Annotated in this window: 21 protein-coding genes; 10 read left to right on the top strand and 11 right to left on the bottom strand. The window is 73.9% G+C overall.

Annotated elements, in window-relative coordinates; genetic code table 11:
• The first annotated feature begins 302 nt into the window (after positions 1-302).
• Positions 303-1,415, top strand: coding sequence for a magnesium and cobalt transport protein CorA (locus ACGFS9_RS28435; RefSeq protein ID WP_393257080.1), 1,113 nt, complete (start codon positions 303-305; stop codon positions 1,413-1,415).
• Between the two features lie 44 nt (positions 1,416-1,459).
• The gene (locus ACGFS9_RS28430; protein WP_393257079.1) at positions 1,460-2,002 is read left to right on the top strand and encodes a hypothetical protein; all 543 of its coding nucleotides are present in this window, start codon (positions 1,460-1,462) and stop codon (positions 2,000-2,002) included.
• Between the two features lie 111 nt (positions 2,003-2,113).
• On the opposite strand, the gene ACGFS9_RS28425 is transcribed toward ACGFS9_RS28430, so the two are convergent.
• The gene (locus tag ACGFS9_RS28425) at positions 2,114-2,872 is read right to left on the bottom strand and encodes a hypothetical protein (protein WP_393257078.1); all 759 of its coding nucleotides are present in this window, start codon (positions 2,870-2,872) and stop codon (positions 2,114-2,116) included.
• 186 nt (positions 2,873-3,058) lie between these two features.
• Here ACGFS9_RS28425 and ACGFS9_RS28420 point away from each other — a divergent pair, with 186 nt between their 5' ends.
• From ACGFS9_RS28420 to ACGFS9_RS28410, 3 genes are read left to right on the top strand one after another with little or no spacing between them, the layout of a single operon-like run.
• Positions 3,059-4,447, top strand: coding sequence for a magnesium transporter MgtE N-terminal domain-containing protein (locus tag ACGFS9_RS28420; protein ID WP_393257077.1), 1,389 nt, complete (start codon positions 3,059-3,061; stop codon positions 4,445-4,447).
• Positions 4,437-5,033, top strand: a complete 597-nt coding sequence (locus ACGFS9_RS28415) for a DUF1003 domain-containing protein (RefSeq protein WP_393257076.1) — start codon at positions 4,437-4,439, stop codon at positions 5,031-5,033. The genes ACGFS9_RS28420 and ACGFS9_RS28415 overlap by 11 nt, the downstream gene beginning before the upstream one ends.
• A gap of 44 nt (positions 5,034-5,077) precedes the next feature.
• Positions 5,078-6,211, top strand: a complete 1,134-nt coding sequence (locus ACGFS9_RS28410; RefSeq protein ID WP_393257075.1) for an Mrp/NBP35 family ATP-binding protein — start codon at positions 5,078-5,080, stop codon at positions 6,209-6,211.
• A gap of 132 nt (positions 6,212-6,343) precedes the next feature.
• Here ACGFS9_RS28410 and ACGFS9_RS28405 read toward each other — a convergent pair whose 3' ends face one another.
• The 5 genes from ACGFS9_RS28405 to sigE form a co-directional block, all read right to left on the bottom strand.
• A complete protein-coding gene (locus ACGFS9_RS28405; protein ID WP_393257074.1) occupies positions 6,344-7,000 on the bottom strand; it encodes a hypothetical protein in 657 nt (218 codons plus the stop codon).
• A 279-nt stretch (positions 7,001-7,279) separates the two neighbouring features.
• On the bottom strand, positions 7,280-7,717 hold the full coding sequence (locus ACGFS9_RS28400) for a sec-independent translocase (RefSeq protein ID WP_393257073.1): 438 nt from the start codon (positions 7,715-7,717) through the stop codon (positions 7,280-7,282).
• A gap of 219 nt (positions 7,718-7,936) precedes the next feature.
• Positions 7,937-10,024: a trypsin-like peptidase domain-containing protein gene (locus ACGFS9_RS28395; protein ID WP_393257072.1), complete on the bottom strand. Its 2,088-nt coding sequence runs from the start codon at positions 10,022-10,024 to the stop codon at positions 7,937-7,939.
• A gap of 139 nt (positions 10,025-10,163) precedes the next feature.
• Positions 10,164-11,165, bottom strand: coding sequence for a zf-HC2 domain-containing protein (locus ACGFS9_RS28390; protein WP_393257071.1), 1,002 nt, complete (start codon positions 11,163-11,165; stop codon positions 10,164-10,166).
• Positions 11,162-11,860, bottom strand: coding sequence for an RNA polymerase sigma factor SigE (gene sigE, locus ACGFS9_RS28385; RefSeq protein ID WP_393257126.1), 699 nt, complete (start codon positions 11,858-11,860; stop codon positions 11,162-11,164). The genes ACGFS9_RS28390 and sigE overlap by 4 nt, the downstream gene beginning before the upstream one ends.
• A 227-nt stretch (positions 11,861-12,087) precedes the next feature.
• Here sigE and ACGFS9_RS28380 point away from each other — a divergent pair, with 227 nt between their 5' ends.
• Positions 12,088-12,786: an O-methyltransferase gene (locus ACGFS9_RS28380; RefSeq protein WP_393257125.1), complete on the top strand. Its 699-nt coding sequence runs from the start codon at positions 12,088-12,090 to the stop codon at positions 12,784-12,786.
• A 177-nt stretch (positions 12,787-12,963) separates the two neighbouring features.
• On the opposite strand, the gene ACGFS9_RS28375 is transcribed toward ACGFS9_RS28380, so the two are convergent.
• Positions 12,964-13,131 (bottom strand): DUF3117 domain-containing protein, encoded by a 168-nt coding sequence (locus ACGFS9_RS28375; RefSeq protein ID WP_003966491.1) that lies wholly within the window; start codon positions 13,129-13,131, stop codon positions 12,964-12,966.
• Between the two features lie 362 nt (positions 13,132-13,493).
• Here ACGFS9_RS28375 and ACGFS9_RS28370 point away from each other — a divergent pair, with 362 nt between their 5' ends.
• Positions 13,494-14,297 carry an enoyl-CoA hydratase/isomerase family protein gene (locus tag ACGFS9_RS28370; protein ID WP_393257070.1) on the top strand — a complete coding sequence of 268 codons (804 nt, stop codon included), beginning with the start codon at positions 13,494-13,496 and terminating at the stop codon, positions 14,295-14,297.
• A gap of 183 nt (positions 14,298-14,480) precedes the next feature.
• Here ACGFS9_RS28370 and ACGFS9_RS28365 read toward each other — a convergent pair whose 3' ends face one another.
• Together ACGFS9_RS28365 and ACGFS9_RS28360 are read right to left on the bottom strand one after the other, a co-directional pair.
• Entirely contained in the window at positions 14,481-15,062 is a 582-nt protein-coding gene (locus tag ACGFS9_RS28365) for a DNA-3-methyladenine glycosylase I (RefSeq protein ID WP_393257069.1), read from the bottom strand.
• Complete coding sequence (locus ACGFS9_RS28360; RefSeq protein WP_393257068.1) at positions 15,059-15,409, bottom strand: DivIVA domain-containing protein; 351 nt, start codon at positions 15,407-15,409, stop codon at positions 15,059-15,061. The genes ACGFS9_RS28365 and ACGFS9_RS28360 overlap by 4 nt, the downstream gene beginning before the upstream one ends.
• Positions 15,410-15,615: 206 nt before the next feature.
• Between ACGFS9_RS28360 and folP the strand changes: the two genes are divergently transcribed.
• On the top strand, positions 15,616-16,476 hold the full coding sequence (folP, locus tag ACGFS9_RS28355) for a dihydropteroate synthase (RefSeq protein WP_393257067.1): 861 nt from the start codon (positions 15,616-15,618) through the stop codon (positions 16,474-16,476).
• Positions 16,477-16,575: 99 nt separating this feature from the next.
• Here folP and ACGFS9_RS28350 read toward each other — a convergent pair whose 3' ends face one another.
• A complete protein-coding gene (locus tag ACGFS9_RS28350) occupies positions 16,576-17,334 on the bottom strand; it encodes a TIGR00730 family Rossman fold protein (protein ID WP_393257066.1) in 759 nt (252 codons plus the stop codon).
• Positions 17,335-17,473: 139 nt separating this feature from the next.
• Positions 17,474-18,553: a succinyl-diaminopimelate desuccinylase gene (gene dapE / locus ACGFS9_RS28345; protein ID WP_393257065.1), complete on the bottom strand. Its 1,080-nt coding sequence runs from the start codon at positions 18,551-18,553 to the stop codon at positions 17,474-17,476.
• A 322-nt stretch (positions 18,554-18,875) separates the two neighbouring features.
• Between dapE and ACGFS9_RS28340 the strand changes: the two genes are divergently transcribed.
• Positions 18,876-19,958 (top strand): heavy metal transporter, encoded by a 1,083-nt coding sequence (locus ACGFS9_RS28340; protein ID WP_393257064.1) that lies wholly within the window; start codon positions 18,876-18,878, stop codon positions 19,956-19,958.
• Positions 19,959-20,289: 331 nt separating this feature from the next.
• The gene (locus ACGFS9_RS28335) at positions 20,290-20,739 is read left to right on the top strand and encodes an ATP-binding protein (protein WP_393257063.1); all 450 of its coding nucleotides are present in this window, start codon (positions 20,290-20,292) and stop codon (positions 20,737-20,739) included.
• The last annotated feature ends 141 nt before the right edge of the window (positions 20,740-20,880 follow it).

Below are 20,880 nucleotides of genomic sequence, written 5' to 3'. Positions count from 1 at the left end.
CGGTCGCTGAGTCCGTAGCCGGTCCCGCAGGTTTTCCTCCAGCCCTGCCGGCTGCCACCTCCCGCAAGCGTGCGCACACCTGTCGACGTCGCCCGGTGCACCACGGAAGAGCGCTTCGTTTCCGCCTGATCCGTCCGATCTGACCCCCTGATCTGTCTGATCTGAATCAGTAGCGAAGCCGCCACCGCGACGGTGCGGTGCTCCCCGCTTTGTGGACGTGCCAAACATCCGCAGTCAGGACGTCCCCATTCCGGGTGGTTCCACCCGTCGCCGGCCGCCTCCGTTGCGAGAAGGAGCCTGCCATGTCGATGATCCGTGACCTGCGTGCCGCGGTCCGCCCCCGCCCCTCGCTGCGCAAGGACAGCGGTACGTACGACACCACCCGCGACCCCGGCACCCCGTCGGCCGTGGTCGACTGCGCCGTCTACCGGGACGGCGCCCGCGTGGAGACGCCCACCGCGCTCACCCCGCACGAGGCGATGCGCCTGGTGCGGCGCGACGGCGGGTTCGTCTGGATCGGCCTGCACGAGCCGACCGAGGACGAGTTCGCCGGTATCGCCCGGGAGTTCGGGCTGCACCCGCTGGCCGTGGAGGACGCCGTCCAGGCCCACCAGCGCCCCAAGCTGGAGCGCTACGACGACTCGCTGTTCACCGTGTTCAAGACCATCCACTACGTCGAGCACGACCGGCTCACCGCGACCAGCGAGATCGTGGAGACCGGCGAGGTCATGTGCTTCACCGGGCGGGACTTCTTCATCACCGTGCGGCACGGCGGCCAGGGTTCGCTGCGCGCCCTGCGGCACCGGCTCCAGGACGACACCGAACTGCTGTCCAAGGGCCCCTCGGCCGTGCTGCACGCGATCGCCGACCATGTCGTCGACGGGTACATCGCGGTCGCCGACGCGGTGCAGGACGACATCGAGGAGGTCGAGACGGAGGTGTTCTCGCCGGGCCGCAAGGGCACCCCGCGGGGCACCGACGCCGGGCAGATCTACCAGCTCAAGCGCGAGGTGCTGGAGTTCAAGCGGGCGGTGTCGCCGCTGCTGCGGCCCATGCAGCTGCTGAGCGAGCGGCCGATGCGGCTGATCGACCCCGACATCCAGAAGTACTTCCGTGACGTCGCCGACCACCTCGCCCGCGTCCAGGAGCAGGTCCTCGGCTTCGACGAACTGCTCAACTCGATCCTCCAGGCCAACCTCGCGCAGGCCTCCGTCGCGCAGAACGAGGACATGCGCAAGATCACGTCCTGGGCCGCGATCATCGCCGTGCCGACGATGGTCTGCGGCGTGTACGGGATGAACTTCCAGCACATGCCCGAGCTGCACTGGCGCTACGGCTATCCGGTCGTCATGGGGGTCACGGTCGGGCTGTGCCTGTCCATCCACCGCATCCTCAAGCGCAACGGCTGGCTGTAGGGCGTCCCGGACGGGCCCCGGCGGGTGCTGGATAGGCTGGGTCCATGACGCACGAGCTGCTCGACCGGGCCCTCATCGAGGAGGCCACCAAGAAGTCCGGGCTGATCTGGGTGCGCGGCGGCGGGCTCACCTCGGGGCCCGACGCGGGCCGCGCAGCGCCCGACCGCCCGCTGTGGCACGTGTGGCACGACGGGGCCGCCCTCCTGATCGGCGACGGGCCGGGCGAGCAGCCGCTGCCGGGCCTGACGGCCGGGGACGAGGCCGTGGTCACCGTGCGCAGCAAGGACAAGGGCGGCCGGCTCGTGTCCTGGTCGGCGCGGGTGACCGAGTTGGCCGCGGGCACCCCGGAATGGGAGGCGGCGGTCGGCGAGCTGAAGGGCAAGCGGCTGAACGCGCCGGACGGCGAGGCCGTTTTGGAGCGCTGGGCCCGCGAGTGCCGGCTGGTCCGGCTGGAGCCGACGGGCGCCACCGCGGCCCCGCCGGACGGCTCCCTCGTCCGGCGGCCGGTGCCGACCGCGGCGACCACCCGCCGGGACGCCCCCGCGGCGCTCCCCCGGCTCCTCCTCAAGCGCCGCAAGCGCCGCTGAGGTCCCGGGGCGGCCGGGACGGGGCTCCGGGGCGGCTGCCGGGCCGTGAGCGGCTCACGGGAGCGCCCTGGGGACGAGACGAGGCGCCCGGCGGCGCGGCCCGAGGCCGGGTCACGAGGCGGGCAGCTGCTGCCCGTAGTCGACCGTCTCCTTGCGGGAGGGCTCCTCCAGCGGGAAGTCCTTGCCCCAGTCGGTCAGCCGGAGCGTTCCGGCGTTGCCCGCGCGCACCAGCAGCAGCGGGTACGGCGTGCCCTTCAGCGAGACGTCCAGGGTGCCGCCCGATCCCTTGTCGCCGGTGATGCGGATGGTGCGGACGCCGGACTGCTCGTGGTGGCCGTCCGTGGCGAGGGAGCCGTGCAGGCTGAGCAGACCGTCGAGCAGCACGTCCTTGTCGGTGAAGCCGCTGAACCGCTGGTACGCGGGATCGCCGGTCGGCACCTTCACGTACATGCCCTCCAGCTTGTCGGCCGCCGCCGTGTCCCCCTTGCCGCCGTCCTTGTCGTCCTGGTGGGCCCAGAACTTCGCGTCGGCCTTCAGGAACAGGTGCTTGCCGACCCGCAGCAGCCGGAAGCCGACGCCCTTGGACGTCACCGAGCCGGTGCCGCCGTCGGACTTCAGGCGCATGTCGAGGGCGTACGTGGTGCCGTTCGACACGACGGTCCCGGACAGCCGTACGGCCTTCGCCTGCTCGGCGGCCTTCTTCGTCTTCGCCTGGATGGTGGCGGCGGGCAGCTTGCCGACGCCGTTCGTGCCCGCGTCCGGGTCCTCGCCGCCGCAGCCCGTGAGACCCGCCAGCCCGGCCACGACCAGGGCGCACACCCCGCCCGCCCTCACGACGCTGCGAATACGGCCCGGGGGGAATGCGGTCACGGGTGGGGCTGCCTTTCGTGCGCGGTGCTGGGCGGCACACGGCAGCGTACCGGTGCCGCGGCCCCCCGGCGGAGGCAGTCCGTCCGGACCGGCCACCAGGGCGTATCCGACCGGGACGGGCTAGCCTGAAGCCCACCCGAGCGGACAGACCGGCACAGAACGCTCCGAAGCGAAGGAGGCGCGGGCATGGCCGCAGGTGCCCCCCGGATCTTCGTCTCGCACCTGGCCGGTGTCGCCGTCTTCGACCCCAACGGCGACCAGGTGGGCCGGGTGCGGGACCTCGTCGCCATGCTGCGCGTGGGCCGCCGCCCGCCGCGGCTGCTCGGCCTCGTCGTCGAACTGTCCACCCGCCGCCGGATCTTCCTGCCGATGACCCGGGTCACCGGCATCGCGTCCGGGCAGGTCATCTCGACCGGCGTGCTGAACGTCCGCCGTTTCGAGCAGCGCCCCACCGAACGGCTCATCTTCGGCGAACTCCTCGACCGGCTGGTGACGCTCGTCGAGACGGGCGAGGAGGTCACCGTCCTCGACGTGTCGATCCAGCAGCTCCCGGCCCGCCGGGAATGGGAGATCGACCGGGTCTTCGTGCGCAAGGGGCGCAGCAGCGCGTTCCGGCGCAGCAGGGGCGAGACGCTGACCGTCGACTGGTCCGCCGTCAGCGGCGTCGCGCTGGAGGAGGACGGGCAGGGCGCGGAGAGCCTGCTCGCCACGTTCGAGCAGCTGCGCCCGGCCGACCTGGCGAACGTGCTGCACCACCTGTCGCCGAAGCGCCGCGGCGAGGTGGCCGCCGCGCTGGACGACGACCGGCTCGCGGACGTCCTGGAGGAGCTGCCGGAGGACGACCAGATCGAGATCCTCGGCAAGCTCAAGGAGGAGCGCGCGGCGGACGTGCTGGAGGCCATGGACCCGGACGACGCGGCCGACCTGCTGGCCGAGCTGCCCGACGAGGACGTGGAGCGGCTGCTGACGCTGATGCGGCCCGGGGACGCGGCGGACGTGCGCCGGCTGATGGCGTACGAGGAGCGGACGGCGGGCGGCCTGATGACCACCGAGCCGATCGTGCTGCGGCCCGACGCGACCGTGGCGGACGCCCTCGCCCGGATCCGCAACCCCGACCTCTCCCCCGCGCTCGCCGCCCAGGTGTACGTGTGCCGCCCGCCGGACGAGACGCCGACGGGCAAGTACCTGGGGGCGGTGCACTTCCAGCGGCTGCTGCGCGACCCGCCGTTCACGCTGGTCGGCGCCCTCGTCGACGACGACCTCCAGCCGCTCGCGCCGGAGGACGAACTGCCGGTGGTCGCCGGGTTCTTCGCGACCTACGACATGGTGGCCGCCCCCGTCGTCGACGACAGCGGATCGCTGCTCGGCGCGGTGACCGTGGACGACGTGCTCGACCACATGCTGCCCGACGACTGGCGGGAGACGGAGTTCCACCTGGACGAGAGCGTTCCCGCGGACGTGCAGGACGCCGTCCGCGGCGAGGCGCCCGCGACCGGCGGCACGGGGGCCGGCCGGCCGGGGCGTGCCGCGGGTGCGCGTGAGGGGTCCGCGGAAGGGGGAGGCCATGGCCGCTGAGCGCGAGAACCGCGAGCGCGCCGCCACCGGGGCCACCGCCGCCCCCCGGCCGCGCGGCCGGCTCGACCAGCCGATGCAGCCGAGGCGGCGGTTCCTGCCCGAATGGGACCCGGAGGCCTTCGGCCGGCTCTCCGAGCGCATCGCCCGCTTCCTGGGCACCGGGCGGTTCATCGTCTGGATGACGATCGTCATCATCCTGTGGGTGGTGTGGAACGTCTCGGTCCCCGGCGCCCTGCGCTTCGACACCTACCCGTTCATCTTCCTGACGCTGATGCTGTCGCTCCAGGCGTCCTACGCCGCCCCGCTGATCCTGCTCGCGCAGAACCGGCAGGACGACCGCGACCGGGTCAACCTCGAACAGGACCGCAAGCAGAACGAGCGGTCCATCGCGGACACCGAGTACCTCACCCGCGAGATCGCCGCGCTGCGGATGGGCCTCGGGGAGGTGGCCACCCGGGACTGGATCCGCTCCGAGCTGCAAGACCTGGTCAAGGAGCTGGAGGAACGGTACGCCGAGGGGTCGGGGGACGGCCGGGCCGTATTCCCGGCGGAACGGTCGCGGGCACGTGACGTAGACGACCGGTGACGGGGCTTTCCGCAGCCCCTGGGGGGCGCCGTACCATCGTCCCTATGGCTACGGAAGACGCGGTGCGCGCAGCACTGGCGACGGTGAACGACCCCGAGATCAACCGACCCATCACCGAACTCGGGATGGTCAAATCGGTGGAGATCGGCGCGGATGGAACGGTCGCGGTCGCCGTGTACCTCACCGTCTCCGGCTGCCCGATGCGGGACACGATCACCCAGCGCGTGACGGAGGCGGTCGCGGCGGTCGAGGGCGTCACCGCCGTCGACGTCGAGCTCGACGTGATGAGCGACGAGCAGCGCCGCGAACTGGCGGCCGCGCTGAAGGGCGGCACCGCCGAGCGCGAGGTGCCGTTCGCCAAGCCCGGTTCGCTGACCCGCGTCTACGCGGTCGCCTCCGGCAAGGGCGGCGTCGGCAAGTCCTCGGTCACCGTGAACCTGGCGGCGGCGATGGCCGCCGACGGCCTCAAGGTCGGGGTCGTGGACGCCGACATCTACGGCCACTCGGTGCCGCGCATGCTCGGCGCGGACGGTCGTCCCACCCAGGTCGAGGACATGATCATGCCGCCGTCCTCGCACGGCGTGAAGGTCATCTCCATCGGCATGTTCACCCCGGGCAACGCTCCGGTGGTGTGGCGCGGGCCGATGCTGCACCGCGCCCTCCAGCAGTTCCTCGCGGACGTGTACTGGGGCGACCTCGACGTGCTGCTCCTCGACCTCCCGCCGGGCACGGGCGACATCGCGATCTCCGTGGCGCAGCTCGTCCCGAACGCCGAGATCCTCGTCGTGACCACCCCGCAGCAGGCGGCGGCCGAGGTCGCCGAGCGCGCCGGTTCCATCGCCGTGCAGACCCACCAGAAGATCGTCGGCGTGGTCGAGAACATGTCGGGGCTGCCCTGCCCGCACTGCGGCGAGATGGTCGACGTGTTCGGCACCGGCGGCGGCCAGACGGTCGCCGACGGTCTCACCCGGACCACCGGTGCGACGGTCCCGGTCCTCGGCTCCATCCCGATCGACGTCCGGCTGCGCGAGGGCGGCGACGAGGGCAAGCCCGTGGTGCTCTCCGACCCCGACTCCCCGGCCGGCTCGGCCCTGCGCGCCATCGCGGGCAAGCTGGGCGGCCGTCAGCGTGGCCTGTCCGGCATGTCGCTGGGCATCACCCCGCGCAACAAGTTCTAGGGCGCCCGAGGGGCACCACGCCGAAGGGGCGCCGTCCACACGGCGCCCCTTCGGCGTGCGGGCGTCCGGCACGGGCCCGTCCGCAGGCGTCCCCGTGGCGGACGCCTGCGGACGAGGGCCGGTGCGTCCGCGCTAGGCGTACGCCCCGATGTCCTTGATCATCGCGAAGCCCAGGCCGTACGCGCTCATCCCGCGCCCGTAGGCGCCCACGTGGACGCCCTGCGGGGTGGTGCCGGCGAGCACCCAGCCGAACTCGGACTCGCGGTAGTGGAAGGTCGTGGGCACCCCGTCCACCGGGAGGGACAGCGTGGACCAGTCCGCACCCTCCAGGTCGTCGGCCAGCACCCACGCGGTCTCCGTCTGCTGGTCCAGCCAGTCGTCGCGCAGCGTGTGGTCCATCTGGCCGGGCCAGGTGAAGGACAGCAGCCCGACACCGGCGAGCCAGGCCGCCGAGGAGACCGACGTGGCCTCCAGCAGTCCGGTGCCGTCGGCGCTGCGCCGGTCGGGGCTGGCCGCGACGGTCACCACCACGGCGAACCGCTCCTTGTCCTCGGCCGGCTCGGGGCGCACCACCGGCTCGTCGCCGTGGCCGATCGAACCGTGCTCGACAACGCCCTCCGCGGACGTGCCCACCTGCATCAGCCAGCGCGGTCCCGTGAAGGCCTCGTCGAGGCCGTACCAGGGGAAGGGCGCCAGCAGGTAGCCGTCGACCGTACGCCGGGCGGTGGGGACCTGCTGTCCGCCGTCCGCGGCCGGCGCCTGCGCGCCTACCCGACTTGTCGTCTCCATCTGCCGGACGCCTCCTCGCTCTCGTCGGACCGGTTGGCCCGCCCCCCTCGGGCGTCCTTCGGTCCGCACAACAACTGGGCAGCATAGCCACCCTGCCCGAAGGGACGGTGAAAGCGCCCGGTGCGTGAGGCGTCCGGGGGAGGCGAATCGGGCCGCCCGGGGCATGTTTCCGCTCCGGCGGCGGCCCGGCGTCCGCGCCGCGCGACCGCGTTCGGCGCCCCGGGCCGGGGCCCGCGCACCCGGGCGGGCGCCCGGCGCGGCGCGGGACCGGGGGGTCGATCAGGTGGCGTCGGCGTCGTACGGCGGGCGCTCGTCCGCGGCGGCCTTCTCGGGCTTCTTCGTCATGTCGACGCTGCCGCCGGCGGACCCGCCCGAGGCGGCGCCGGACTCGACCTCGCGGCCGTGCACGGCGTCCGTCATCTCGGCCATCTCCTTCTTCAGGTCGAAGCCGTTGCGGATCTCCTTGAGCCCCAGTTCGTCGTTGTCCAGCTGCTTGCGGATGAACGTCTTGGGGTTCAGGTCGTCGAAGTCGAAGTCCTTGAAGTCGGGGCCGAGCTCCTCGCGGATGTCCGCCTTGGCGCTCTCCGAGAACGCGCGGATCTTGCGGATGGTGCGCGTGACGTCCTGGATCATCTTGGGGAGCTTGTCCGGCCCGAACACGAGCACGGCGAGGATGACGAGCGTCACCAGCTCGAGTGAGCCTATGTCATTGAACACCTGGTAGCTCCTTGCGATGCCCTCGGTCCACGGCCCCCGGGAGTCCTCCGCGGTCCGGGCCGTGCCCAACGGTACCCGGCCATCCCGTCCGTCCGGAACTGTCCAGGGACTTCCGAGGTGCGCCGCGCCGGTTGTTTTCCGTGTTGTTTGCCGTCCGGAGCTGCGCCGTCGCCCGGGCTGTGACGTTCGTGTCACTCGGGCGACGGGCGCGGGCGCCGCTCAGTCCCCGCCGGAGGAGCCGAGCACGAGGGTGACCGTGCGCTCGGCTCCGCCCCGTCGCAGGGTGAGCCGGAGACGGTCTCCCGGCCGGTGGGCGCGTGTCCTCACGATGAGTTCCTCGCCGGAGTGCACGCGCGTGCCGTCGACCTCGGTGATGACGTCGCCCGCCGCGATGCCCGCCCGGGCCCCGGGGCCGCCCGGAGTGACGGCCAGCCCCCCTCCGGCGCTCTTGAGGCCGACCCGCGCGCCGTCACCCGCGTAGTTCATGTCGAGCGTGACACCGATCACGGGGTGCGTGGCCCGGCCGGTGTTGATGAGTTCCTCGGCGACCCGCTTGGCCTGGTTCACGGGAATGGCGAAGCCCAGCCCGATGGAGCCGGCCCGGCCGCTCTCCAGGTCGGTCTCGCTGTCGGCGGAGCGGATGGCGCTGTTGATGCCGATGACCCGGGCCCGCGCGTCCAGGAGCGGGCCGCCCGAGTTCCCGGGGTTGATCGGGGCGTCGGTCTGGAGGGCGTCCACGTACGAGACGTCGGTGCCGTCGCCCTGGTCGCCGCCCGCCGTGATGGGCCGCTCCTTGGCGCTGATGATGCCCGAGGTGACCGTGTTGGCCAGGTCGAAGGGGGCTCCGATGGCGACGACCGGGTCGCCGACCTGGACGCTGTCGGAGTTGCCGAGCGGCATGGGGGCGAGCCCGGACACACCGGACACCCGGACGACGGCCAGGTCGTAACCGCTGTCGTGGCCGACGACCTCGGCCCGCGCGGTCTCGCCGCCGCTGAAGGTCACCGATATCTCACCGCCGTCTCCGGCCGGGTCGATCACGTGGTCGTTGGTGAGGATGTGCCCCCGCGTGTCGAGGACGAAGCCGGTGCCGGTGCCCTCCTCCTCGCTGCCCCGCACGTGCAGGGTGACGACGCTGGGCAGCGCGTGCGCCGCGATGCCGGCCACGCTGTCCGCGGCCCGGCCGGGAGGCTCCTCGGCGGCCTGCGGCAGCACGATCTTCGGCGCGCCGGCGTCGCGCTGGAGATAGGCGCCCACGACACCGCCGACGCCGCCGGAGACCAGCGCGAGCGCGACCGCGGCGAGCAGGAGGGCCCTGCGTGTCCGGCTGCGGCGCCGGGCCGCCGTGGGGACGGCGGCACCGTTCTGCTGGAGCGGCGCGGGGGCCGCCCAGGGGTCGTAGTTCCGCCAGGGGTCGGGGGCTGTCGCCTCCGGACCGCCCTCGCCCGCGGGGTGCGGGGGCCGGGGGTCCTCGGGCTCCGGGTCCCCGGTCGGCGCCGGTGCCTGCGCCGGGATCGCCGCCGCAGGGGAGGCGTCGTGCGCGGTGTCCGGCCGGCCGGAGGGCGCGCCCGGCGCGGCGGGGTGCGGGGCGCCCGGGTGGGCGGCGGAAGCGTCGGTGCGGGGTACCGGCTCGTGGCGGGGCTCCCGACGCGGCACCGCGGCGGGCGCGGGCTCGTGGCCGCACTCCCCGGCGGGCCGGTCCACGGCGTCCGCCCCGGGGGGCGACGGCACGGGCGGCCGGGGCCCGGGCAGTCCGGGCAGCTCCTGCCGTGCGGCGCCGGAGGCGGCTTCGTCGGGCGCGGAGGCGCCCGGGTCGCCGTCCTCCGCCCTTCCGACGGCGCCGTCCTCGACATCCGGGGCGCCCGGCTGCGAGGGCAGAGACGCGGAAGCATCCGGCTGCGGAGCAAGAGACGCGGAAGCGTCCGGCTGTGGCGGGCGGGGCGCGGAGGCGCCCGGCTGCGGCGGGCGAGGCGCGGTGAAGGCCGGGTCGCCGTCCTCCACCCTCCCGACGACAGGGACATCGACGCCCAGAGCGCCCGACTGCGAGGGCAGAGACGCGGAGGCATCCGGCTGCGGAGCAAGGGACGCGGAGGCGCCCGGTTGTGGCGGGCGAGGCGCGGAAGAGGCCGGGTCGCCGTCCTCCACCCTCCCGACGACAGGGACATCGACGCCCGGAGCGCCCGGCTGCGAGGGCAGAGGCGCGGAGGCATCCGGCTGCGGCGGGCGGGGCGCCGGGGTGTCCGGGGACGGGCCGTGCGGCCGGCGCCGGCTCCACCACGGCGCCTTCGTGGGCTTGCCCTCGTTCATGCTCTCCCCACACCCGGCCCGCGGTTCGACTCGCCGGCGGCCACCACGGACCGCCCGACGCCCCGCCCGGCATGCCTCGTCCGGGCGTGGCCCACCCCGGATTCAACCAGGTTCACGGGCCGCCGCGCAGAGGGCGTCGTCAGCGAAGGGTACGAGCGGAGGGTGCGGTGGGAGCGGGGGAGACGGACGGCGTGGGGGACGCCGGGGAGGACGGGGACGGTGAGGCGGCGGGGGCGGCCAGCAGGCCGGGGGTGCCGGGCCGCGCGGGGGGCCAGGTGTTCAGCGCGACCGGCCGGGCACTGGTGAGCGGACGTATGAGCGGCGACATCGCGGCGGCGCCGGCCACCACCGGGACGGTCGGCGTGTACACGGCGTCGGGTCCGCGCACCGCCGGAGCGGGAATCCCGGGCAGCAGCGGGGCGGACACCTCGGTCGAGGCGACCGGAGTGCTGCCCGGCGAGGTCTCGCCCTGGGCGAGCGGCGGCCCGGCCGACCGGCGGCGCTGGACCTCGGGGGCCGAGGTGGTGCCGCCGCCCTGGGTCCGTGCGGGCGTCACGTTGCTGCCGGCGCCGGCCCCGGAGCGCGCGTCGACGGTGCTGCCGGGCATGCCGGTCGTCACCCCGCCGAGCGCCACGGCGGCCAGTGACACGGCACCGGCCGCGACGAAGGCGAACCGCAGCCCGCGCGAGGACGACCGCTCGGCCTCGTGGCGGCTGACGTCGTGGATGCGGAAGCCGCGCTCGGACGAGGGGCGCAGCACATCGGCGTGCGGCCCGGCGGGCACGTAGCCGAAGGGCTCGCCGCGCACCCCGAAGACTCCGGGCAGGTCGGGGCCCGGGGAGCCGCCGGGGAGTCCTGCTCCGAAGGGGCTCCCGCCGAGCGGCGGACCGCCGTTGGCGTCACCTCCTGCGGGCAGCCCCTGGAGCCGTGCCAGGAAGCTCTCCGAGGGCGGTGGCGGGGCCATTTCCGCGAAAACGTTCTTCAGGCGTCGCTGCGCGTCGGCCTCGGCCTTGCACTTCGCGCAGGTCGCGAGGTGGGCGAGGACGCGGTCGCGCGACTCGTGGCCGAGCTCTCCGTCGACCAGGGCGGAGAGTCGGTCTCCCAGGTGCTGCTCGGCAGGTGTGGGACGGGTGCCACTCACGCGGTCGCGCCTCCTCCCCCCAGCACGGGCACGCGGGCCGCGAACGAGCGTCGCTCGGCGCGGGCCTCGGGAGACCGGTGAGCCAGGGCCTTGCGCAGCTGGGAGCGGCCGCGGTGGATCCGGGAGCGGACCGTGCCGAGCTTCACGCCCAGGGTGGCGGCGATCTCCTCGTACGACAGTCCTTCGATGTCGCAGAGGACGACGGCGGCGCGGAACTCGGGCGCGAGGGTGTCCAGCGCCTGCTGGACGTCCGCGTCGAAGTGCGCGTCGTTGAAGACCTGCTGCGGGGAGGGCTCTTTGCTCGGCAGGCGCTCGGCCGCGTCGTCGCCGAGGGCGTCGAAGCGGATGCGCTGCTTGCGCCGCACCATGTCGAGGAAGAGGTTCGTGGTGATGCGGTGCAGCCAGCCCTCGAAGGTGCCGGGCGTGTAGGTGGACAACGAGCGGAAGACGCGGACGAAGACCTCCTGGGTGAGGTCCTCGGCGTCGTGCTGGTTGCCGGTGAGGCGGTAGGCGAGTCGGTAGACGCGGCCGCTGTGGGTGCTGACGATCTCCTCCCACGTGGGCGGAGTCCACGGCTGCGACTCCGCGTCGGTGGTGAACGTCGCGGTCTGCGCTGGGGCAGCAGCGTGGGACTTGTCAGCGGTGTCGGTCACGGATTTCGGCTCACCCGCCGATCTGAGCAGGCGCCGGAGCACCCCTCCTCGATCCACGGGCTCGGCCGCACCTCCCCTGTCGGCTCTGGTGGTGTCCAGTGGAGCCCCTACCATAGCCACCTCGTCCGTTAGCTCCGGATAAGCGGTTTTACGAGAAATTGATACGGCCTCATAGGGGTGCGTCACCACCTGCCCGCCCTCCCGTTCCCCATGCCGGTCCATCGCCGTTCCCCCGCTCCGTTTCCCCACCCCTCTAAACGCCCGGTCCCATCAGCAGGTTCCCGGCACCAACGGATACAGTCACGCCGAGGCAACCACGGGGACAGGAGAGGGTCATTACCGCCAACCGGCAGACGAGCTGGGCGTTCGCCGACGCCTTTGTCGCCGAGGACGAGGCGCTGCGCTGGGCCCGGGACCGGGCCCGCGAGGCCGGCCTGCGCTCGGTGTCGCCCGGCACGGGTGCCGCGCTGCGGATGCTCGCCGCCACCGTGGACGCCAAGGCGGTCGCGGAGATCGGGACCGGGACCGGCGTCTCCGGCATCCATCTGCTGCACGGCATGCGGCCGGACGGGGTACTGACCACGGTGGACCCGGAGCCGGAGCGCCAGCAGTTCGCCCGCCAGGCCTTCCGCGCCGCCGGTTTCGCCAGCAACCGGGCGCGCTTCATCCCGGGCCGGGCCCTGGAGGTCCTGCCCCGCCTCGCCGACGCCGGGTACGACCTCGTCTTCTGCGACGGCGACCGGCTGGAGTGCCTGGACTACCTCGCTGAATCGTTGCGCCTGTTGCGGGCGGGCGGGCTCGTCGTCTTCGAGGGCGTCTTCGCGGACGGCCGCACGGTGGACTCGGGGCCGCAGCCGGCGGAGGTGGGCCGGCTGCGCGAACTGCTGCGGGCGGTGCGCGAGAGCCAGGAGCTGGTGCCGTCGCTGCTGCCGGTGGGCGACGGCCTGCTGTGCGCGGTCAAACGCTGACCGCGCACGACCGCCCGCGACGCTCCGCCCGCCCCCGGACACCTCTCCCACCAGGCAGGGCACGGCCGGAGGCGGCCTAGCCGGAGTTGTGGGTCGAGTCTTCCGGGCCGGAAAGACGGCTTCCCCGGCACCAGGTGCGGTGCCGGGGAAGCCGAAGAGGTAGGGTCGCGTTCCGCGTCAGCCGACGACCTTCTTGAGGGCGTCGCCGAGCGCGTCGGCCTCGTCAGGGGTCAGCTCGACGACGAGCCGACCGCCGCCTTCGAGCGGAACGCGCATGACGATGCCCCGCCCCTCCTTGGTCACCTCGAGCGGGCCATCGCCCGTCCGCGGCTTCATGGCCGCCATGCTCGTTCCCCTTCCTGAAACCAGCTCATCGTCGCCGACGGCCCCCTCGGAGGGCACGCGGGTCCTCTCATAGGACACACGTCACCGGCATCGAACACATTGCTTCCAGGCCATTATCCCGCATCCCAGGACCCGATGACCAACATCAGTCGGCATCGCTTGCGCAACGCGCTTGAGCAAAACCCCCCAATTCGGCGATGTGACTGCGATACTGCGCCACCGCATGGACTTCCGGAGGCCGGAATTCTTTGACGCAGGTCACATGACCGTCCGGCTCCGCCGCCGGTGATCTCCGCCATGCTGTCATCGGACAGGACGTACCGGCCGGTACGACGGAGCCGCGACACCGGAGGGGACCCACCATGGCCGACACCGTGCTCTACGAGGTGAGCGACGGGCTCGCGACGATCACGCTGAACCGCCCCGAGGCGATGAACGCGATGGACGTCGCGACCAAGGTCGCGCTCCGCGACGCGGCTCGGGAGGCCGCGGACGACGAGGATGTGCGGGCGATCCTGCTGACCGCCGCGGGAGACCGGGCGTTCTGCGTCGGGCAGGACCTCAAGGAGCACATCGGGCTGCTGGCCGAGGACAAGCGGTCCGGGACGGGCCGGACCATGAGCACCGTGCGCGAGCACTACAACCCCATCGTGCGGGCCCTCACCGGTGCCGCGAAGCCCGTGGTCGCCGGGGTGAACGGCGTGGCGGCCGGTGCGGGCCTGGGCTTCGCCCTCGCCGCCGACTACCGCGTGGTCTCCGAGACGGCCGCGTTCAACACCTCCTTCGCCGGGGTCGCGCTGACCGCCGACTCGGGGATCTCCTGGACGCTGCCGCGGGTCGTCGGCCCGAGCCGCGCCGCCGACCTGCTGCTCTTCCCGCGCAGCATCGGCGCGCGGGAGGCGTACGAGCTGGGCATCGCGAACCGGCTGGTCCCCGCCGCGGATCTGCGGGCCGAGTCGGAGAAGGTGGCGCGGGCGCTGGCCGCCGGACCGACGCTGGCGTACGCGGCGCTGAAGGAGTCCCTCGCGTTCGGGCTGACCCACTCCCTCGACGAGACGCTGGAGAAGGAGGACGAACTCCAGGCGCGGGCCGGGGCCTCCGAGGACCACACGATCGCGGTGCAGGCGTTCGTCGACAAGGAGAAGCCCCGGTACCTGGGCCGCTGACCCGCGGCGGGTGCCCCGGTCGGCCGGGGCACCCGGGGGTTCGGCCGGGGCGGGCGGCGCCGGCCGTGACCGGTCCGGGTGCCCCTGGCCGTCGGCACGGCGGGCGGCGCCGGCGGACGGGCCGAGGAATAGCCCGGCCCGGCGCCGCACGCCCGTCACGGCCCGCCCGTCACCCGCCGCCCGTCAGCGCGCCTCGCGCGCCCCGCAGTCCGCCAGGTGGTCGTCGACCAGTCCGCACGCCTGCATCAGGGCGTACGCGGTGGTGGGGCCGACGAACCGGATGCCGCGCTTCTTGAGCGCCTTGGCCAGCGCGGTCGACTCGTCGGTCACCGCGGGGACGTCGGACAGGGCGCGCGGAGCCGGACGGGACGCCGGATCGGGCGCGAAGGACCAGACGAACGCGTCCAGCTCGCCCGGCGCCCAGCCCGCCAGCACGCGCGCGTTGGCGACCGTCGCCTCGATCTTGGCGCGGTTGCGGATGATGCCGGGATCGGCCAGCAGCCGCTCCTTGTCGGCGTCCTCGAAGGCAGCGACCCGGGCGATCGAGAAGTCCGCGAAGGCCGCCCGGAATCCGGGGCGGCGCCGCAGGATGGTGATCCAGGAGAGACCGGACTGGAAGGCCTCCAGGCACAGGCGCTCGTAGAGCGCGTCGTCGCCGTGGACCGGGCGGCCCCACTCCTCGTCGTGGTAGGCCACGTAGTCCGCGGCCGACAGCGCCCAGGGGCAGCGGAGCACCCCGTCCGGCCCGGGCAGCGCGTCGCTCACCGCTCGTCCTCGGGGTGCTTGCGCAGCGAGGTCGGGGCGTTCGCCGCCCGCGCCCCGGCGAGGGCGGCCTCCAGGTCGGCGATCCGCGCGTCCCGCTCGCCGAGTTCGGCGCTCAGCCGGCCCAGGGCGTCGTCCACGTCCGCCATCCGGTAGCCGCGCACGGCGACGGGGAACCGCAGCGCGTCCACGTCGCCTTGGTGCACGGGGCGGTCGTAGGGCAGCGGGTCGTGCAGGCGCTCGGGTTCGGCGTCGGGTAGCGGGGTGCTCTCGCCGCCGCCCACCACGGACACGGTGACCGCGGCGACCACGACGGCGAGCGCGACCACGAGGAACAGGAACATGAACATCGCTGGAGGTCCCCATGCTCGGGTGCCGGCGCGCAGCGCGCCGGCGCGGAACTACGGATACCGGCGGATACCGATGCCGGAGGTGCTGGTACCGGCAGCAGCCGGTCCGACGGCCGATCCGTCGGGCTCCGATCGTGCCATGCGAGTCTGACAGTTAAGGTCGCAGGCGGCTCATCGGCGGTCACCACTGGGAGAGGTCATAGGGGATGCTCAGGCTGGGCAGGCGTGAATTCGACCCGCGGGAGCCGGTGATCATGGCGATCGTGAACCGGACCCCGGACTCGTTCTACGACCAGGGCGCCACCTTCCGCGACGAGCCCGCGCTCGCGCGCGTGGAGCAGGCGGTGTCCGAGGGCGCGGCCATCATCGACATCGGCGGGGTGAAGGCGGGACCGGGCGAGGAGGTCACCGCGCGGGAGGAGGCGCGCCGCACGGTCGGTTTCGTCGCCGCGGTGCGCCGCGCCTTCCCCGACGTCGTGATCAGTGTCGACACCTGGCGGCACGAGGTCGGCGAGGCGGTCTGCGAGGCCGGCGCCGACGTGCTGAACGACGCCTGGGGCGGGGTCGACCCGCGGCTGGCCGAGGTGGCCGCCCGGTACGGTGCGGGACTGGTGTGCACGCACGCCGGGGAGGCGGAGCCGCGGACCCGGCCGCACCGGGTCGCCTACGACGACGTGATGGCCGACATCCTGCGCGTGACGCTCGGCCTGGCGGAGCGCGCGGTGTCCCTCGGGGTCCCGCGCGAGTCGGTCCTCATCGATCCCGGGCACGACTTCGGGAAGAACACCCGGCACAGCCTGGAGGCGACCCGGCGGCTCGGGGAGATGGTGGAGACCGGCTGGCCGGTGCTCGTCTCGCTGTCGAACAAGGACTTCGTGGGCGAGACCCTCGACAAGCCGGTCAAGGAGCGGGTCGTCGGCACCCTCGCCACGACGGCGGTCTCGGCGTGGCTGGGGGCGCAGGTGTACCGGGTCCACGAGGTCGCCGAGACCCGCCAGGTGCTGGACATGGTGGCGTCCATCGCGGGCCACCGGCCGCCCGCGGTGGCGCGGCGCGGGCTGGCGTAGCGCGGCCGGCCGGCCGGCCGCCGGGACGGCGGGGGCGGCGGTGGCGCCACGCCCCCGGGTCCCGGACGGCGGCCGGACGCCCGCCCCGGGCCGGCCTCCTCAGCGGCCGGCCTCCTTCGACACCAGGGCCACCGCCTCGTCCACGTCGTCCGTCAGATGGAACAGGAGCAGGTCCTTCTCGGACGCCTTGCCCTGGGCGATGAGGGTGTTCTTCAGCCAGTCGACGAGCCCGCCCCAGTACTCCGTGCCGAACAGCACGATGGGGAACCGGGTGACCTTCTGGGTCTGGACCAGGGTGAGCGCCTCGAACAGCTCGTCGAGGGTGCCGAGCCCGCCCGGCAGGACCACGAAGCCCTGCGCGTACTTGACGAACATCATCTTCCGGACGAAGAAGTAACGGAAGTTCAGGCCGATGTCGACGTACGGGTTGAGGCCCTGCTCGAAGGGCAGCTCGATGCCGAGGCCGACGGAGATGCCCTTCGCCTCGCAGGCGCCCCGGTTGGCGGCCTCCATGGCACCGGGCCCGCCGCCGGTGATGACGGCGAAGCCCGCCTCGACCAGACCCCGCCCGAGAGCGACGCCCGACTGATACTCGGAGGAGTCGGCCGGCGTGCGGGCGGACCCGAAGACGCTGATCGCGGGGGGCAGTTCGGCGAGCGTGCCGAAGCCCTCGATGAACTCCGACTGGATGCGCAGCACCCGCCATGGGTCGGTGTGCACCCAGTCCGAGGGGCCTCCGGCGTCCAGCAGCCGCTGGTCCGTGGTGCTCGCCTGCACCTGGTCCCGCCTGCGCAGCACCGGGCCCAGCCGCTGCTCCTCCGGTGGCCGCTTCCTGCCCTCCGGGTTGCCAGTAGCCATGTCCACTCCCTCCGCGTACGGGTCTCCCCGGCCCGGCCGGAACCGGGCGAGGGGAGGTCGTTCCGCCCCAGCGTAGATCTCCGCTGGTTACGGCGGGGGGACGTGGGCATGTCCGCCACGAACCGCCGTCGGGTACGTCTCAGGCGGTGAGCCAGGAGCGCAGTCGCTCCTCACCCGCGAGGATCTTGGCCGTCTCCACCCGCTCGTCCCTCTTGTGCGCCAAGTGGGGGTTGCCGGGGCCGTAGTTGACCGCCGGAACGCCGAGCCGGCTGAAGCGGGAGACGTCGGTCCAGCCGTACTTGGGCTGCGGGGTGCCGCCGACGGCCTCGATGAACGCGGCGGCGGCCGGGTGGGAGAGGCCGGGCAGCGCGGCGCCGCTGTGGTCGTCGACGACGAACTCGTCCACGCCGCAGTCGGCGAAGACCGCGCGGACGTGCTCGATCGCCTCCTCCTCGGTGCGGTCGGGCGCGTAGCGGAAGTTGACGGTGACGACGCACTCGTCGGGGATGACGTTGCCGGCGACCCCGCCGGAGATGCCCACCGCGTTCAGGCCCTCGCGGTACTCCAGGCCGTCGATGACCGGGTGGCGGGGCTGGTACGCGGCGAGCGCGGCGAGGATCGGGGAGGCCGCGTGGATCGCGTTCGACCCCATCCAGCCGCGGGCGGAGTGGGCTCGCTCGCCGCGGGTCTTCAGGAGCACCCGCAGCGTGCCCTGGCAGCCGCCCTCGACCTGCCCGTCGGAGGGTTCGAGAAGGACCGCGAAGTCGCCCTCCAGCCAGTCCGGGTGGGCGTCGGCGACGTGCTTCAGGCCGTTCAGGTGGGCCGCCACCTCCTCGTTGTCGTAGAAGACGAAGGTGAGGTCCCGGTTGGGCTCGGGGACGGTGGCCGCGATGCGGAGCTGGACGGCGACGCCCGACTTCATGTCGCAGGTGCCGCATCCCCACAGGACGCCGTCCTCGTCGAGGCGGGAGGGCACGTTGTCCGCGATCGGCACGGTGTCGATGTGGCCGGCCAGGACGACCCGTTCGGCGCGGCCGAGCCGGGTGCGCGCCACGACGTTGTTGCCGTACCGGTCGACCGTCAGGTGCGGCAGGGCGCGCAGGGCGGCCTCGACGGCGTCCGCGAGCGGCTTCTCGTCGCCGCTCTCCGAGGGGAAGTCGACGAGCTGCGCGGTGAGCCCGGCGGCGTCCAGGGTGAGGTCAAGGGAGGTGTCGGCCATGGCGTCGACCCTAGCGCCCCGACCCGGCGGTTTCACCGGCTCGTGACGCCCGGCAGGGCACCTCGCCGCGGCGTCGCGTCCCCCGGGTCCACCGCGGACGCGGGAGGCGCTCCGCCTCGCGCTGCGCCGCGCCGGACGCCGCGAGCCGTCCGGCGAACCCGTCCGGTCACGGCACCGGCGCGCCGGGCGGGCGCCGCGGCGGTCCGCGGGCCGGGGCCGAAAGCGACCGGAACGGGCCGGAAGCGGTCGTTCGTCCCGGGCCTCACCGCCGTTGTCCACAACCTCGGGAGGCATCGACAGGGACCTCCAGTACCTTGTACGCGTGTCAGAGCCGTCCTCCACCCCCGCTCGGCGTCCGCGCCGCCGACTGCTCCGTCTCTCCGGGGCCGTCATGGTCCTGCTCGCGCTCGCGGGCTACCTGTGCGTGCAGTACCTCACGGGCGGCACGGGGGCGCCCCGGTGCAGAGTCGTCTCCGGCAAGGGCGACGGCGCGTCGTACGAGTTCGGGCCCGAACAGGCGGTGAACGCGGCGACGATCTCGGCGGTCGGAACCTCCCGCGGCATGCCCGAGCGAGCGGTGGCGATCGCCCTCGCGACGGCTCTCCAGGAGTCGGGGCTGCGCAACATCCGGCACGGCGACCGCGATTCCCTCGGCCTGTTCCAGCAGCGGCCCTCGCAGGGCTGGGGCACCCCGAGCCAGATCATGGACCCGGCGTACGCGGCGGGCATCTTCTACGAGCACCTGGCGAAGGTCCCCGGCTACTCGCGGCTGCCGCTCACCGTCGCCGCGCAGCGGGTGCAGCGCAGCGGCTTCCCGCAGGCGTACGCCAAGCACGAGCCGGACGCGACGCTGCTCGCCGCCGCCCTCACCGGCCGCGCCCCGGCCACCCTGACCTGCGAGGGGCGTCCGGGTGCGACGACGACCGGCGGTGCGGACGCCGTGCGGGCCGCCCTCGCCCGGGACTTCGGACGGGACGTGCTCCAGGAGGCGGGGGCGACCGTCGGCTCCGGGCAGGACCCGGCGTCGTCCGGACCGGGCACGGGCGCCTCCGCCGACGCCCCCGGCTCCTCGCCGTCGCCCACCGCGCCCTCGCCGTCCACCGTCCCGCCGGCCTCCTCGGCGCCCTCGTCGTCGTCCTCGTCCTCGTCGTCGTCCGGAGGGCGGACCGTGACCGTGCCGGTGCGGGAGGGCGCGACGTCCGGGACCGGGACGCTGCGCCGCGGCTGGGAGTTGGCGCACTGGGCGGTGGCCAACTCCTCGGCGCTGCACATCGAGCACGTGACGTACGCGGGGCGCGAGTGGACCGCCGGGCGCTCCGAGGGTGCGTGGCACACCGCGGACGCGAAGGCGGGCGGGGCCGGCGGGAAGGCCACGTCGGAGGTCCGGATCGTCACCGGGCAGTAGTGCGGGCCCTCACCCGCGCGGAGGACCCCGCTCCGGGCCGGCCGCCGCTCGGGGGCAGGGCCGAGCCGGGTGGCCGTCGTCGCGTCGAATCCCTTGGGAACACAGGGCCGCAAGGGTTCACCGGCCACGCACGGGTGACGCCGTTTGCCCGTTTTTATCCACACCCGATTATGCGACGCATTGCCAACTCTTTACGTCGGGTCACCGCAACCTTCGCGGGCTTCGAGCGGTAGTCACTGCGTCCGAGACGGAACGATCACCGGAGGCTGTCAGCAGCCGGTTTCCCCGGACCGGTCGGACGTTCACCGTTTTCTCCCGTCTAAGGAGCACCATGTCCCTCCCCCTGACCCGCCGGATCGCCCGTGTCGCGCTGCTCGTCGCAGCGGGAGCGGCGCCCGTGGTCGGTGCGGCCGGCTCCGCCAGCGCTGCGGCCGCTCTCCCGGCCACCCCCGACCTCGGCGGGCTGACCGCCCTGGACGGGGCAAGCGTCGGCAACACCCTCGACGGGGCGACGCAGCACGCCACCGGTACGGCCGGCAAGTCCGGTGGCGACACGGTCAAGAAGGCGGTGCCCGCCGCGGGCAGGACCGGCGGCAAGGTCGCCAAGACCGTGACGCCCGCCGCGCGGAAGGCGGCCGGCCAGACGGCCGGACAGGCCGGCGGCCTCCTCGGTGACACCGCGAAGACCGCGACCGGCGGCGGTCTGCCGACCGACGCGGTCACCAAGGGCGGTCTGCCCACCGGGCAGCTCCCGCTGAAGGGCGGCCTGCCCCTCGGCTAGGGCTCTGCCGTACGACGACGGGGGTGGGGGGGGGGGGGGGCGGCGCCGCCCCCCCCCGCCCGGCGGCCCCCCCCCCCCCCCCCCCCCCCCCCCGCCCCGGGGGCGGCCCGGGGGCGGGGCCCCCCCCCGCCCCCCCCCCCC

Origin of the sequence: Streptomyces sp. NPDC048566 (genome assembly GCF_043199735.1) — a bacterium.
Lineage (GTDB): Bacteria > Actinomycetota > Actinomycetes > Streptomycetales > Streptomycetaceae > Streptomyces.
This window is presented reverse-complemented; position numbering and strand designations above follow the sequence as displayed.

Bases quoted from the DNA above. Each gene is read 5' to 3' on its own strand.
- ACGFS9_RS28415 (WP_393257076.1), top strand. From the start codon at position 4,437: ATGGCCGCTGAGCGCGAGAACCGCGAGCGCGCCGCCACCGGGGCCACC.
- ACGFS9_RS28335 (WP_393257063.1), top strand. From the start codon at position 20,290: ATGTCCCTCCCCCTGACCCGCCGGATCGCCCGTGTCGCGCTGCTCGTC.
- folP (WP_393257067.1), top strand. From the start codon at position 15,616: ATGCTCAGGCTGGGCAGGCGTGAATTCGACCCGCGGGAGCCGGTGATC.
- ACGFS9_RS28410 (WP_393257075.1), top strand. From the start codon at position 5,078: ATGGCTACGGAAGACGCGGTGCGCGCAGCACTGGCGACGGTGAACGAC.
- ACGFS9_RS28405 (WP_393257074.1), bottom strand. From the start codon at position 7,000: ATGGAGACGACAAGTCGGGTAGGCGCGCAGGCGCCGGCCGCGGACGGC.
- ACGFS9_RS28395 (WP_393257072.1), bottom strand. From the start codon at position 10,024: ATGAACGAGGGCAAGCCCACGAAGGCGCCGTGGTGGAGCCGGCGCCGG.
- ACGFS9_RS28420 (WP_393257077.1), top strand. From the start codon at position 3,059: ATGGCCGCAGGTGCCCCCCGGATCTTCGTCTCGCACCTGGCCGGTGTC.
- ACGFS9_RS28435 (WP_393257080.1), top strand. From the start codon at position 303: ATGTCGATGATCCGTGACCTGCGTGCCGCGGTCCGCCCCCGCCCCTCG.
- ACGFS9_RS28370 (WP_393257070.1), top strand. From the start codon at position 13,494: ATGGCCGACACCGTGCTCTACGAGGTGAGCGACGGGCTCGCGACGATC.
- ACGFS9_RS28350 (WP_393257066.1), bottom strand. From the start codon at position 17,334: ATGGCTACTGGCAACCCGGAGGGCAGGAAGCGGCCACCGGAGGAGCAG.
- ACGFS9_RS28360 (WP_393257068.1), bottom strand. From the start codon at position 15,409: ATGTTCATGTTCCTGTTCCTCGTGGTCGCGCTCGCCGTCGTGGTCGCC.
- ACGFS9_RS28375 (WP_003966491.1), bottom strand. From the start codon at position 13,131: ATGGCGGCCATGAAGCCGCGGACGGGCGATGGCCCGCTCGAGGTGACC.
- ACGFS9_RS28430 (WP_393257079.1), top strand. From the start codon at position 1,460: ATGACGCACGAGCTGCTCGACCGGGCCCTCATCGAGGAGGCCACCAAG.
- dapE (WP_393257065.1), bottom strand. From the start codon at position 18,553: ATGGCCGACACCTCCCTTGACCTCACCCTGGACGCCGCCGGGCTCACC.